A 12,667-nucleotide genomic window follows, 5' to 3' on the forward strand; every position below is an offset into this window, starting at 1 on the left:
CGTCCCTATCCGGGGTCACCGGTCGGAGGAAAAGCGGACTGCGGCCGCAGGCAGTTCAGCCTCGCACCACACCCGCGCCCCTGCGCGAAGTTCGTTGTCAGCCCCTACGACCGCACCGTCGCCGATGACCGCGCCGTCCAGGACTGTGCGCGATCCCACCGAGGCTCCGGCGCCGACCAGGCTGGCGCTGACGTGCGTGTCCGGACCGATGATCGCGCCGTCCAGCACGATGGAGCCCTGGACGACGGCACCCGATTCGATCCGGGCACCAGCGCCCACCACAGTACCTCCCGAAAGCTTCGCGCCGTCCGCCACATGGGCGCCCGGGAGCACCAGGGCTTCACCACGGGGGCCGGGAACGGCCGGGGAGGACACGACGCCTCGTACCAGATCGGCGGAAGCCTGGACAAAGGACTCCGGCTTGCCGAGGTCCAGCCAGTAGGTGTTCTCGGTGACGCCGTGCAACTTGGCCCCGGAGGCGAGGAGACCGGGGAAGGTCTCGCGCTCGACGGAGACGGGGCGCCCGGCCGGGATGGAGTCGATCACATCGCGGCGGAAGACGTAGCAGCCGGCGTTGATCTGGTCGGTGATGATCTCTTCGGGGGTCTGCGGCTTCTCGGTGAAGGCCAGCACCCGCCCCTCGGAGTCGGTGGGGACCAGGCCGAAGGCGCGGGGGTCCTCGACGCTGACGAGGTGCAGGGAGACGTCGGCGTCGGCGGCCTTGTGGGACTCGACCAGGCCGGCGATGTCCAGGCCGGTGAGGATGTCGCCGTTGAAGACGAGGACGGAGGAGTCCGGGCCGCCGTGCAGCCGCTGGGCGGCGTTGCGGATGGCGCCGCCGGTACCGAGGGGCTCGTCCTCGACCACGTACTCAAGGGTGAGGCCGAAGGCCGATCCGTCGCCGAAGTAGGGCTCGAAGACCTCGGCGAGGTAGCAGGTGGCCATCACTATGTGGGTGACGCCGGCGGCAGCGGCCCTGGCTATCTGGTGTGCGAGGAAGGGGACACCTGCTGCCGGAACCATCGGCTTGGGGGTGTTCACCGTCACGGGGCGCAGACGCGTGCCCTGCCCGCCAACTAGCAGGATCGCTTCCGTCATTGCGTACTCCCCAACCGATTGTGCATATGAGGTTCCAAATTTAGCCCATCCGGGGGTGTGCGACGGCCACGCCGATGCGCCGCACGAAGAAGCCCCGGCCGGGCCGGCCTGGGCTTCGAGGCGTGCGATGCCGCAGAACGAGCCGGACTTCAACGAGCTGCCGCCCGCAGCCGAGCACTCGGCCGTGATTACATCCGGTACGAGCACGCCGGCACCGTGGTCAACCCTCACGCCGGGGAGCAGGTCCGCCGGCTGCCCCGGCGGCAGGCTTCCGACATCGCGCTCCCCGGAAACGACTGCTGGGTGTTCGACGGAGAGATGGTGCTCTTCAACCACTTCTCCGGGGGCGTCCCCCTCGTCCAGCGCCCAAGCCGCCCGCGAAGTCGTCACGCATCGAGCGCGCCAAGACCCCTGCATCGGCCGCCGACATCCGCGCCTGGTGCAAAAGCGTGCGGAGCAGAAGACCGGACAGACGACCTGATAGCGGCCAACCGCCAAGCCGACCAGATGTACGTCCACCGGCAAAAGCTGCACCGCCGCGGCATGCGCCGGGCGCAGGAGGAAGTTGTCCCCCTGTACGAGCGGACCCGCCACTTCCGCGTGTACGGCTCGAACGTAGTGCCGGGCATGCTCCAGACCGAGGCGTCCGCGGCGGCCCTGCCATCAACCATCGCCGCCTTTCAGCAGCGGAATCCCGAATCGAACGCTCGCGCGTTCTCCACGAAGGCAGCCACCGCTTCGCGCTGCTGCCGGAAGAAACGGTGCTCCGCTACCGCATTGGCGACGCCTCCGCCATGGCCGGACAGCTTGGCCATCTACCGGCCGTCATGGCGCTGCCGAACGTAAGCCTTGGGGTGATCCCCTTCACGGCCCAGCGGTTTGTCCGGCCCTTGGGGGCCTTCCATCTGTTCGATGGCCGTCAAGCGAGCGTTGAGCTGCTGACGGCCGCAGTGAACGTCACGGCGCCCAGCGAGGTTGCCACGTACGCCGAGGCGTTCTCAGAGCTGTCCGAGCTCGCTGTCTGCGGCGCCCCCGCCCGTGCTCTGATCTCGGACGCGATTACCTCACTCGGTCAGTGCGGGACGGTGAACTGAAGCTGCTGGTCCAGCACGTCCACTACACCAACTACCGCGTCTATGGGGCGAGGAAGATCTGGCGGCGCGACCGCGACCAACACCCTGTTCAGACAGGCGAGTTGATCCACCACTCGGACGCCGGGTCGCAGTACACGAGTTTCCGGCCCGCCGAGCAACTGGACGTGCTCCGCGAGCACTACCACTACCTCTTCGAAGGAGCCGAGCAGCGCGAACGACCCCACCGAGCGGGACGAAGTCGCCTGAGACAGCCCACACGAAAGGCCCCCGGCAGCACGCCGGGGGGCCCTCTCGTTCATGCAGGTCAGCACCCGTTCCGCGCCCGGTCTCCGCCCAGGATTCCCCCAGGATGATGCCCAGGAACGACCCGGAACGGACCCGAACGGAGCGCAAGCCGGCCGCCTCTCCCCGATCACCCGAGAAGGCAGCCGACCTGCGAAAACCCTGCTACGGCAGGTTCCTCGCCATCACGATGCGCTGCACTTGGTTCGTGCCTTCATAAATCTGCGTGATCTTGGCATCGCGCATCATGCGCTCCACCGGGTAGTCACGGGTGTAGCCGTAACCGCCGAGGAGCTGGACGGCGTCCGTGGTGACCTCCATGGCCACGTCGGAGGCGAAGCACTTGGCCGCGGCGCCGAAGAAGGTGAGGTCCTCGTGGGGGCCGCCGCCGGACACGCGCTCCGAGCGGGCCGCGGCGGAGTACGTCAGCTGGCGGGCGGCCTCGATCTTCATGGCCATGTCCGCGAGCATGAACTGCACGCCCTGGAAGTCACCGATCGGCTTGCCGAACTGCTTGCGCTCCTGGACGTAGCCCTTGGCGTAGTCCAGGGCGCCCTGGGCGATGCCGAGCGCCTGGGCCGCGATGGTGATGCGGGTGTGGTCCAGGGTCTTCATCGCGGTGGCGAAGCCGGTGCCCTCGGCGCCGATCATGCGGTCGGCGGGGATCCGGACGTTGTCGAGGTAGACCTCGCGCGTCGGGGAGCCCTTGATGCCGAGCTTCTTCTCCGGGGCGCCGAAGGACACGCCCTCGTCGCTCTTCTCCACGACGAAGGCGCTGATGCCCTTGGAGCGCTTCTCCGGGTCGGTGACGGCCATGACCGTGTAGTACTCGGAGACGCCCGCGTTGGTGATCCAGCGCTTGACGCCGTTGAGCACCCAGAAGTCCCCGTCGCGCACGGCGCGGGTCTTCATGCCGGCGGCGTCGGAGCCCGCGTCCGGCTCGGAGAGCGCGTACGAGAACATCGCGTCGCCCTTGGCCAGCGGGCCCAGGTACTTGGCCTTGAGCTCCTCGGAACCGGAGAGGATCACCGGGAGCGAGCCGAGCTTGTTCACGGCCGGGATGAGGGAGGAGGAGGCGCAGACACGGGCCACCTCCTCGATCACGATCACGGTGGCGAGGGCGTCGGCGCCCGCGCCGCCGTAGGTCTCCGGCACGTGGACGGCGTGCAGGTCGCTGGCGACCAGGGCGTCCAGGGCCTCCTGCGGGAAGCGGGACTCCTCGTCGACCGCGGCCGCGAACGGCAGGATCTTCGCCTCGGCGAGCGAGCGGACCGACTCGCGGAGCATGTCGTGCTCCTCGGCCGGGCGGTACAGGTCGAAGTCGGCAGAACCCGCCAAGATCTCTCACTCCCCAGGGTGATGCGTGATGCTAACTACCGTTAAGTAACCCAAGCCTAGTGGTCCGGTCACGGATGGCGATATGGACGGGCCACGTGAGATGGGTGACAGCGGTGGTTCCTCCGGGAACGTCCCCGCCGACGGGCCCGACTATGCTCAGTGGCCGCAAACGGCCCCGCACCTCTGGAGCACCCATGGCCCCCCTCAGGATCACTGTGATCGGCACCGGTTACCTCGGTGCGACCCACGCCGCCGCGATGGCGGAGCTGGGCTTCGAGGTGCTGGGGCTGGACGTGGTGCCCGAGAAGATCGAGATGCTGGCCACGGGCCGGGTCCCGATGTACGAGCCCGGGCTGGAGGAACTGCTGGCCAAGCACGTGGCCGGACTGCCCGGCTCGACCGGCCGGCTGCGGTTCACGACCTCCTGGGAGGAGGTCGGCGCCTTCGGCGACGTCCACTTCGTCTGCGTGAACACCCCGCAGAAGCACGGTGAGTACGCCTGCGACATGTCCTACGTGGACTCCGCGATGGCCTCGCTGGCCCCCCATCTGACACGGCCGGTCCTGGTCGTCGGCAAGTCCACGGTGCCGGTGGGCTCGGCGGAGCGGCTCGCGGTGAAGCTCACGGAGCTGGCCCCGGCGGGCACGGACGTGGAGCTGGCCTGGAACCCGGAGTTCCTGCGGGAGGGCTTCGCGGTCGACGACACCCTGCACCCCGACCGGATCGTGATCGGCGTCCAGGGCGAGCGCGCCGAGAAGCTGCTGCGGGAGGTGTACGAGACCCCGATGTCGGAGGGGACCCCGCTGGTGGTCACCGACTTCCCGACCGCGGAGCTGGTGAAGACCGCCGCGAACTCCTTCCTCGCGACCAAGATCTCCTTCATCAACGCGATGGCGGAGGTGTGCGAGGCCGCCGGCGGCGACGTGGCCAAGCTGGCCGAGGCCATCGGCTACGACGAGCGGATCGGCGCGAAGTTCCTGCGCGCGGGGATCGGCTTCGGCGGCGGCTGCCTGCCCAAGGACATCCGGGCCTTCATGGCCCGCGCCGGCGAGCTGGGCGCCGACCAGGCACTGACCTTCCTGCGCGAGGTCGACTCCATCAACATGCGGCGCCGCGGGCACATGGTCGAGCTGGCCCGGGAGTCCGTGGGCGGTTCGTTCCTCGGCAAGCGGGTCGCCGTGCTCGGCGCCACCTTCAAGCCGGACTCCGACGACGTACGGGACTCGCCCGCGCTGAACGTGGCCGGGCAGATCCACCTCCAGGGCGGCCAGGTCACCGTCTACGACCCCAAGGGCATGGACAACGCCCGCCGCCTCTTCCCGACGCTGGGCTACGCGGACTCCGCGATGGCCGCCGCCCGCGGCGCGGAGGTCGTCCTGCACCTGACCGAATGGCGCGAGTTCCGCGACCTCGACCCGGCGGAGCTGGGCGGCGTGGTCACCGACCGGCTCATCCTGGACGGCCGCAACGCGCTGGACCCCGAGCGGTGGCGGGCCGCGGGCTGGACGTACCGGGCGATGGGGCGTCCGCGGGCCTAGCCCTCGGGCCGGGTGGGGGTGCGGATCCCGGTTCGGGTGCGGCACCGTTGCGGGGGCGCTGCCCCCGAACCCCCGCGCCTCAATCGCCGGCGGGGCTCGATTAGCGGCGGTGGCCGGCCGCGCGGGAGGTGAATTCCGCGTCGCGTAGCACCCGCTGGGCGTTGCCCCAGGTCAGCAGGGCCACCTCGGACTCCGGCCAGCCGCGCTCCAGCAGTTCCGCGATCAGTCGCGGATAGCCCGAGGGGTCGGTCAGGCCCGTCGGGCGGGGGTGGCCCGGTCCGGTGCCGAAGCTGGCGCCCAGTCCGACGCCGTGCGGGCCCGCGATCGCCCGTACGTGGTCCAGGTGGTCCGCCACCGCGTGCAGGGAGTCCCCGGTGCGCTCGGTGTCGAAGGTGACCATCGCCAGGCCGTTCGCCTCCCGTAGGGCGGCCAGCACCTCGTCGGTCACGTTCCCCGGATGCGGGTTGAGCGAGGCGGCCGCCGTGTTCGAGATGATCACCGGGGCCTTGGAGGCTCCCGCGAGTCGGCAGGCGACCGTCGGCGGGCAGTCCGTCAGGTCCAGCAGGATCGCCAGCCGGTTCGCCTCGCGGACCACCTCGTGGCCGAAGGGCGTCAGCTCCTCCCGCGCCCAGGGCGCTCCCGCCGGCGCGAGGATCCGTACGCCCAGCGCGTGGAAGGCGCGCAACGCGCCGAGGGAGTCGGTGAGGGTGCGGCCGGGCACCGGGCCCAGGTACGAGGCGATGCGGCCGCGGTTGCGGGCGTCCGCCAGGTCGTCGGCGGTGAGGGCCAGGAGCAGGCTGTCGGGATAGCGGCGCATCAGGGTCAGCGCCGTGTCGATCTGGTCCAACGTGTCGGAGAGCACCTGGTCGCCGGAGACGTCCGCGCGCGCCGACGGCACGAGCAGGGACCAGAACTGGGCCCCCACTCCCCCGGCGCGCAGCCGCGGGATGTCGGTGTCCACGCCCGTGTCCGAGGTCTCGATGTCGTGGTACGGGCGCTGGTGCAGGGTCCGGACCAGCGTGTTGCACCCGTCGGCCACGGGATGGACGGCCAGCAGCGCGACGGCCCGGTCGAGGGCGCCCGCCGCCACCGCCACCGCGGGGGCGGGGAGGTCTTCGGCTCCGATGCCCACGGAGTGGGGTTCATCCTGCAGGTCGGCCATGGCGTTCGCTCCGGTCTCGGCGGCAGCAGGGAGAGGTGCTGCCACCGTGACACGCGGGACGGCGGGGCCGCCCGGCGGACGCAGCGTTCGAGTGACCCCGCGGGTCGCCCCGTCACCGCGCCCCGCCGGGCACCGCGTCCGCTAGCGGATCACCGCGTTCGACGGGCCCCGGGAGGCCGACAGGTCGCGGGCGACCGCCTCCGCGTCGCGCAGCACCCGTACCGCGTTGGACCAGGTCAGCTGTGCCAGGTCGGCCTTGGACCAGCCGCGCGCGAGCAGCTCGGCGACGAGGTTCGGGTAGCCCGCCACGTCGTCCAGGCCGGACGGGGTGAAGGCCGTGCCGTCGTAGTCCCCGCCGATGCCGATGTGGTCGATGCCGGCCACCTCGCGCATGTGGTCCAAGTGGTCGGCCACGGTCGCGGCCGTGGCCACGGGGCGCGGGCGCGCCTCCTCGAAGGCCCGGTGCAGGGCCATCGCCTCGGGGGTGGTGTCCAGGTGGTGGAGGCCGTGCGCCCGCAGGTTCTCGTCCGCGGCCAGGGTCCACTCGACCGCCGCCGGGAGGATGAACTTCGGGACGAAGGTGGCCATCGCCACCCCGCCGTTGGCCGGCAGCAGCGCCAGCACGTCGTCGGGGATGTTGCGCGGGTGGTCGCAGACGGCCCGCGCCGAGGAGTGCGAGAAGACGACCGGCGCGGCCGAGACCGCGAGGGCGTCGCGCATCGTCGTCGCGGCGACGTGCGAGAGGTCCACCAGCATGCCGACGCGGTTCATCTCGCGGACGACCTCGCGGCCGAAGTCGGTCAGACCGCCGTGCCGGGGCTCGTCGGTCGCCGAGTCCGCCCAGTCGATGGTGTCGTTGTGCGTGAGCGTCATGTACCGCACGCCCAGCTGGTGCAGGGCGCGCAGGGTGGCGAGCGAGTTGTTGATGGAGTGGCCGCCCTCGGCGCCCATCAGCGAGGCGATCCGGCCGTCGGCGCGGGCCGCCTCCATGTCGTCCGCCGTCAGCGCCCGCACGAGGTCGCCGGGATAACGGTCGATCAGCTGGGCGACGACGTCGATCTGCTCCAGGGTGGCGCTGACCGCCTCGTCACCGGCGTAGTCGGACCGCACGTAGACGGACCAGAACTGCGCGCCGACCCCGCCGGCGCGCATCCGGGGGATGTCGGTGTGCAGGTGGGCGGACTGGTCGCCCGCGATGTCCCGGCGCGCCAGGTCGTAGCGCACCTGCTCGCGCAGCGCCCAGGGCAGGTCGTTGTGGCCGTCCACGACGGGGTGTTCGGCCAACAGCTCGCGCGCCTCGTCCAGACGCTGCGCGGCGCTCACTTGCCGAACCCGAAGGACTCCGAGCCGGCGACCTTCGTACGCAGCCGCTTGCCCTTCTCGGTGGCCTGGTCGTTGAGCTCCTGCTGGAAGTCGGTCATCCGGGCCAGCAGCTCCGGGTCGTGCGCGGCCAGCATCCGTACGGCCAGCAGGCCCGCATTGCGCGCGCCGGCGATCGAGACGGTGGCGACGGGGACCCCGGCCGGCATCTGGACGATCGACATCAGCGAGTCCATGCCGTCGAGGTACTTCAGCGGCACCGGCACGCCGATGACCGGGAGCGGGGTGACCGAGGCGAGCATGCCGGGCAGGTGGGCGGCTCCGCCCGCGCCCGCGATGATCGCCTTCAGTCCGCGGCCGGCGGCCCGCTCCCCGTACTCGATCATCTCGCGCGGCATCCGGTGGGCGGACACGACGTCGACCTCGTACGAGATCTCGAACTCGTCCAGGGCCTGGGCGGCCGCCTCCATGACGGGCCAGTCCGAGTCGGAGCCCATGACGATGCCGATGACAGGGGCTGCGGAGGTGGGGCTCATGCGGTGACCGTTCCTCTGAGGTAGTCGGCAGCGTGGCGTGCGCGCTCCAGCACATCGTCCAGATCGTCGCCGTAGGTGTTGACGTGGCCGACCTTGCGACCGTGTTTCACGTCCTTGCCGTACATGTGGATCTTCAGCTGGGGATCGTGGGCCATGCAGTGCAGGTACGCCGCGTACATGTCGGGGAAGTCCCCGCCCAGCACGTTCGCCATGACGGTCCACGTGGCGCGGGGGCGCGGGTCGCCCAGCGGAAGGTCCAGGACCGCGCGCACGTGGTTGGCGAACTGGGAGGTCACGGCCCCGTCCTGGGTCCAGTGGCCGCTGTTGTGCGGGCGCATCGCCAGCTCGTTGACCAGGATCCGACCGTCGGTGGTCTCGAACAGCTCCACGGCCAGGTGGCCGGTCACGTCGAGTTCCTTGGCGATGCGCAGGGCGAGGGCCTGGGCCTCGCCCGCGAGGGCCTCCGAGAGGTTCGGGGCCGGGGCGATCACCGTGTCGCAGACCCCGTCCACCTGGCGGGACTCGACGACGGGATAGGCCACCGCCTGGCCGTGCGGGGAGCGGACGATGTTCGCCGCGAGCTCGCGGACGAAATCGACCTTCTCCTCCGCGAGGACCGGGACACCCGCCTTGAACGGGGCCGCCGCGTCCTCGGGGGTGCGGACGAACCACACCCCCTTGCCGTCGTACCCGCCCCGCACGGTCTTGAGGATCACGGGGAACCCGCCCACCTCGTGCGCGAAGGCGGTCACGTCGTCCGGATCGCTCACGATCCGGTGGCGGGGGCTGGGCGCGCCGATCTCGTCGAGCTTGGCGCGCATCACCCCCTTGTCCTGGGCATGCACCAAAGCGTCGGGCCCCGGGCGGACGGGGATGCCGTCCGCTTCCAGGGCCCGCAGGTGCTCCATGGGTACATGCTCGTGGTCGAAGGTGATCACGTCACAACCGCGCGCGAAGGCACGCAACGTCTCCAGGTCGCGATAGTCGCCGATGACGACATCGCTCACGACCTGGGCCGCCGAGTCCTGCGGGGTGTCACTGAGGAGCTTGAATCTGATGCCGAGGGGGATACCCGCCTCGTGGGTCATGCGGGCGAGCTGTCCGCCGCCGACCATGCCGACTACCGGGAACGTCACCTCTCCAGGGTATCCGCCGGTATTCGGCCATCAGGACCCGCATGGGCTCAGCCCTGGCGAGAACGTTCCCCTGTGTGTACCCGTGTGCGTTGCGTCGCACGGTCCCGGATGGGAAAGACGGAGCAACCGGGCGACACTTAGCATGTCTGGGTTGACGAAAACCACCGGACGCCCCTCGCGGGGCGGTGACCGACAGGGACTGAACCATCACATGAGCACGCCGAAGAACGGATCGCTCCTCGAACGCGTACGCGGTTTCGCACGGGAGGTCGCCAAGTTCGGGGCCGTCGGCGGTCTCGGTGTGCTGGTCAACCTGGGTGTCTTCAACCTGATCCGCAACACGACCGACCTCCAGGTGGTGCGCGCGAGCGTCATAGCCACCGTCGTGGCCATCGCCACGAACTACCTCGGTTTCCGTTACTTCGCCTACCGGGACCGCGCGCAGAGCGGGCGCACCCGCGAGCTGACCCTGTTCGCCCTGTTCAGCGCGATCGGGCTGGTCATCGAGAACGGCGTGCTCTACACCGCCACCTACGGGTTCGGCTGGGACGGGCCGCTCGCGTCCAACGTCTTCAAGTTCGTCGGCATCGGGACGGCGACCGTCTTCCGCTTCTGGTCGTACCGGACCTGGGTCTTCAAGGCCCTGCCCGCGCCGACGGAGCCGAGCGAGCCGATGCCGGACCCGGCGCCCGTGCCGAAGCCGGACCGCAGGCCCGAACCGCTGCCCGAGCCGGCGCCCGCGAACAACTAGTCACACCCCCCTAGCGGACGGTGGTCTGCGGTTCGGCCGGTTCCGGCGCCGTGCGGCTGAGGAAGAGCGCGAACACCGGTGGCTGGGTCTGGAGCAGCTCCAGGCGGCCGCCGTCCGCCTCCGCGAGGTCCCGGGCCACCGCGAGGCCGATCCCGGTGGAGTTGCGACCGCTGATGGCCCGCTCGAAGATCCGGTTGCCGAGGTCCGGCGGGACGCCGGGTCCCTCGTCCGTGACCTCCAGCACGGCCTGGTTGCCGATCACCCGGGTACGCAGCGCGACCGTGCCGCCGCCGTGCATCAGGGCGTTCTCCACCAGGGTGGCCAGCACCTGGGAGACCGCGCCCGGGGTGCCGACGGCCCGCACGCCCGTCCGTCCGGACCGCACGATGGCCCGGCCCGCACTGCGGTAGGCCGGCCGCCACTCCTCCACCTGCTGCTTGACGACTTCGTCCAGGTCGAAGGGGACCGCCGAGCCCGTCCGCGGGTCCCGCGAGTTCGTGAGCAGCCGCTGCACCACGTCCGTGAGCCGCTCCACCTGGGTCAGGGCGATCGTCGCCTCCTCCCGGACGGTCGCCAGGTCGTCGGTGACCGTGATCTCCTCCAGCCGCATGGAGAGCGCGGTGAGGGGGGTGCGTAGCTGGTGGGAGGCGTCCGCGGCCAGGCGCCGCTCGGCTGTCAGCATCCGGCCGATCCGCTCGGCGCTGGAGTCCAGTACGTCCGCGACCCGGTCCAGCTCGGGGACCCCGTACCGCTTGTGCCGGGGCCGCGGGTCGCCCGATCCGAGCCGCTCGGCCGTCTCGGCCAGGTCGGTGAGCGGGGAGGCCAGCCGGTTGGCCTGCCGTACGGCGAGCAGTACGGCCGCCACGACGGCCAGCAGGGCCACCGCGCCGACCACGGCCAGGGTCCGCCCGACCTCGCGGGTCACGGTGGAGCGGGACTCCTCCACGATGACGACCTCGCCCTGCTCCCCGCGGGCGGTGCCGCGGATCACACTGTCGGGGATCGGGGCGCCCACCTGCACGACCGACTGGCCGGGGACGGTGATCCGCGCGTGGTGGCCGGAGTCGAGCTGCTCGCCGAGGGCCACGGGGTCGATCGGTTTCTTCTCCAGGACGTTCGCCTCGACGATGCCCACGAGCCGCAGCGCCTCGGACTCGATGCGGTCCTGGGCGCTGCTGGTGATGGTCCGGGTCTCCACGATGACGAGGGAGACCCCGAAGACGGCGATCACGACGAGCACCACGGCGAGCGTGGAGTTGATGAGGCGGCGGCGCATGCCCTAGAGCATGCCCCAGGTGGGGCGTAGGAGGCGGTCAGCTCTTCTCGAAGCGGAAACCGACGCCCCGCACGGTGGCGATGTAGCGGGGGTTGGCGGCGTCGTCGCCCAGCTTCTTGCGCAGCCAGGAGATGTGCATGTCGAGGGTCTTGGTGGAGGACCACCAGGTGGTGTCCCAGACCTCGCGCATGAGCTGGTCGCGGGTGACCACCCGGCCCGCGTCGCGGACCAGGACCCGCAGCAGGTCGAACTCCTTGGCCGTGAGCTGGAGCTCCTCCTCCCCCATCCACGCCCGGTGCGATTCGACGTCGATCCGCACGCCGTGGGTGGCGGGGGGCTGCAGGGCCTCGGTGGCGCCGCGCCGGAGCAGGGCCCGGACCCGGGCGAGCAGTTCGGCGAGACGGAAGGGCTTGGTCACGTAGTCGTCGGCGCCGGCGTCCAGGCCGACGACCGTGTCGACCTCGTCGGCCCGGGCGGTGAGGACCAGGATCGGGAAGCCGTGGCCCTCGGCGCGCAGCCGGCGGGCCACCTCCAGGCCGTCCATGCCCGGCAGTCCCAGGTCGAGGACGACGAGATCGACGCCGCCCTGCAGTCCCGCGTCCAGGGCGGTGGGGCCGTCCTCCCGGACCTCGACCTCGTACCCCTCCCGGCGCAGGGCGCGGGCCAGGGGTTCCGAGATGGATGCGTCGTCCTCGGCGAGCAGTACACGCGTCATGTGGGTGATGGTAGTGCGCGGCGGCTGAATCCAGAGGCCCCCGGGAGGACCCCTCTCTATCTGCGCTTATGAGGGACTGAGCGCCTTCGAATATGGTCGAACGGTTCCCGGCGCGCCTTGTGATCCATCTCTCAAGTCCTTTCATATGCCGCAGTGTCGTGTCGTATGGTGGCGAGACGCCTGATGCAATACCTCAGGGACCTTTGTGCCGAAAAGCAGCACAAAGGTCTCTATTTCTGTCCTGAACCGGACGGACGGTCCGATCGAGGGCCGGCCCGGCCGATCGTGACGACAGTGAATGACCTGTTGGCCGGGCCCCTCGCGTGAGATGCGCGGGAGGGCGTGGATCCCGGTTACGGATGTCCTGCCGCCCCCATCCCCGTGGGGCGGGCCCCGAGGCGTGGGGTGGGAGATCCGTCCA

10 protein-coding genes and 2 pseudogenes are annotated in these 12,667 nt (G+C 70.7%); 4 read left to right on the forward strand and 8 right to left on the reverse strand.

The genetic code is table 11. The features are described from left to right. Positions 1 to 15: 15 nt before the first annotated feature. A complete protein-coding gene (locus tag OG624_RS16965) occupies positions 16 to 1,098 on the reverse strand; it encodes a nucleotidyltransferase family protein (RefSeq protein ID WP_030763613.1) in 1,083 nt (360 codons plus the stop codon). Between the two features lie 186 nt (positions 1,099 to 1,284). Between OG624_RS16965 and OG624_RS16970 the strand changes: the two are divergent. Next, positions 1,285 to 1,443 (forward strand): annotated as a pseudogene (locus tag OG624_RS16970) (DUF6879 family protein); the annotation flags it as partial. Positions 1,444 to 1,490: 47 nt separating this feature from the next. Continuing rightward, a pseudogene (locus tag OG624_RS16975) lies at positions 1,491 to 2,192 on the forward strand (DUF5753 domain-containing protein). Positions 2,193 to 2,639: 447 nt separating this feature from the next. Here OG624_RS16975 and OG624_RS16980 read toward each other — a convergent pair. Continuing rightward, a complete protein-coding gene (locus OG624_RS16980; protein WP_033222753.1) occupies positions 2,640 to 3,812 on the reverse strand; it encodes an acyl-CoA dehydrogenase family protein in 1,173 nt (390 codons plus the stop codon). A gap of 194 nt (positions 3,813 to 4,006) precedes the next feature. Between OG624_RS16980 and OG624_RS16985 the strand changes: the two genes are divergently transcribed. Further along, positions 4,007 to 5,350 (forward strand): UDP-glucose dehydrogenase family protein, encoded by a 1,344-nt coding sequence (locus tag OG624_RS16985; protein WP_033222751.1) that lies wholly within the window; start codon positions 4,007 to 4,009, stop codon positions 5,348 to 5,350. A 100-nt stretch (positions 5,351 to 5,450) separates the two neighbouring features. On the opposite strand, the gene OG624_RS16990 is transcribed toward OG624_RS16985, so the two are convergent. The 4 genes from OG624_RS16990 to OG624_RS17005 all read right to left on the reverse strand — a co-directional run bounded on the left by OG624_RS16990 (position 5,451) and on the right by OG624_RS17005 (position 9,504). Next, positions 5,451 to 6,512 carry a membrane dipeptidase gene (locus OG624_RS16990; protein WP_033222749.1) on the reverse strand — a complete coding sequence of 354 codons (1,062 nt, stop codon included), beginning with the start codon at positions 6,510 to 6,512 and terminating at the stop codon, positions 5,451 to 5,453. Between the two features lie 141 nt (positions 6,513 to 6,653). Then, on the reverse strand, positions 6,654 to 7,835 hold the full coding sequence (locus OG624_RS16995; RefSeq protein ID WP_033222747.1) for a dipeptidase: 1,182 nt from the start codon (positions 7,833 to 7,835) through the stop codon (positions 6,654 to 6,656). Then, positions 7,832 to 8,368, reverse strand: a complete 537-nt coding sequence (purE, locus tag OG624_RS17000) for a 5-(carboxyamino)imidazole ribonucleotide mutase (RefSeq protein WP_033222745.1) — start codon at positions 8,366 to 8,368, stop codon at positions 7,832 to 7,834. Before purE ends, OG624_RS16995 begins: the two co-directional genes overlap by 4 nt. Continuing rightward, entirely contained in the window at positions 8,365 to 9,504 is a 1,140-nt protein-coding gene (locus tag OG624_RS17005; RefSeq protein ID WP_078909425.1) for a 5-(carboxyamino)imidazole ribonucleotide synthase, read from the reverse strand. The genes purE and OG624_RS17005 overlap by 4 nt, the downstream gene beginning before the upstream one ends. Before the next feature lie 211 nt (positions 9,505 to 9,715). Between OG624_RS17005 and OG624_RS17010 the strand changes: the two genes are divergently transcribed. After that, a complete protein-coding gene (locus OG624_RS17010; protein ID WP_161296043.1) occupies positions 9,716 to 10,255 on the forward strand; it encodes a GtrA family protein in 540 nt (179 codons plus the stop codon). A 10-nt stretch (positions 10,256 to 10,265) separates the two neighbouring features. Here OG624_RS17010 and OG624_RS17015 read toward each other — a convergent pair whose 3' ends face one another. Further along, positions 10,266 to 11,531 (reverse strand): ATP-binding protein, encoded by a 1,266-nt coding sequence (locus OG624_RS17015; RefSeq protein WP_033222742.1) that lies wholly within the window; start codon positions 11,529 to 11,531, stop codon positions 10,266 to 10,268. A 37-nt stretch (positions 11,532 to 11,568) separates the two neighbouring features. Further along, positions 11,569 to 12,246: a response regulator transcription factor gene (locus tag OG624_RS17020; RefSeq protein WP_030724697.1), complete on the reverse strand. Its 678-nt coding sequence runs from the start codon at positions 12,244 to 12,246 to the stop codon at positions 11,569 to 11,571. Between the last annotated feature and the right edge of the window lie 421 nt (positions 12,247 to 12,667).

It is taken from the genome of Streptomyces virginiae (assembly GCF_041432505.1).
Lineage (GTDB): Bacteria > Actinomycetota > Actinomycetes > Streptomycetales > Streptomycetaceae > Streptomyces > Streptomyces virginiae_A.

Excerpts from the sequence above, each read along its gene's own strand:
- OG624_RS16990 (WP_033222749.1), bottom strand. The coding sequence starts at position 6,512 with ATGGCCGACCTGCAGGATGAACCCCACTCCGTGGGCATCGGAGCCGAA.
- OG624_RS17015 (WP_033222742.1), bottom strand. The coding sequence starts at position 11,531 with ATGCGCCGCCGCCTCATCAACTCCACGCTCGCCGTGGTGCTCGTCGTG.
- OG624_RS17020 (WP_030724697.1), bottom strand. The coding sequence starts at position 12,246 with ATGACGCGTGTACTGCTCGCCGAGGACGACGCATCCATCTCGGAACCC.
- OG624_RS17010 (WP_161296043.1), top strand. The coding sequence starts at position 9,716 with ATGAGCACGCCGAAGAACGGATCGCTCCTCGAACGCGTACGCGGTTTC.
- OG624_RS16965 (WP_030763613.1), bottom strand. The coding sequence starts at position 1,098 with ATGACGGAAGCGATCCTGCTAGTTGGCGGGCAGGGCACGCGTCTGCGC.
- OG624_RS16985 (WP_033222751.1), top strand. The coding sequence starts at position 4,007 with ATGGCCCCCCTCAGGATCACTGTGATCGGCACCGGTTACCTCGGTGCG.
- purE (WP_033222745.1), bottom strand. The coding sequence starts at position 8,368 with ATGAGCCCCACCTCCGCAGCCCCTGTCATCGGCATCGTCATGGGCTCC.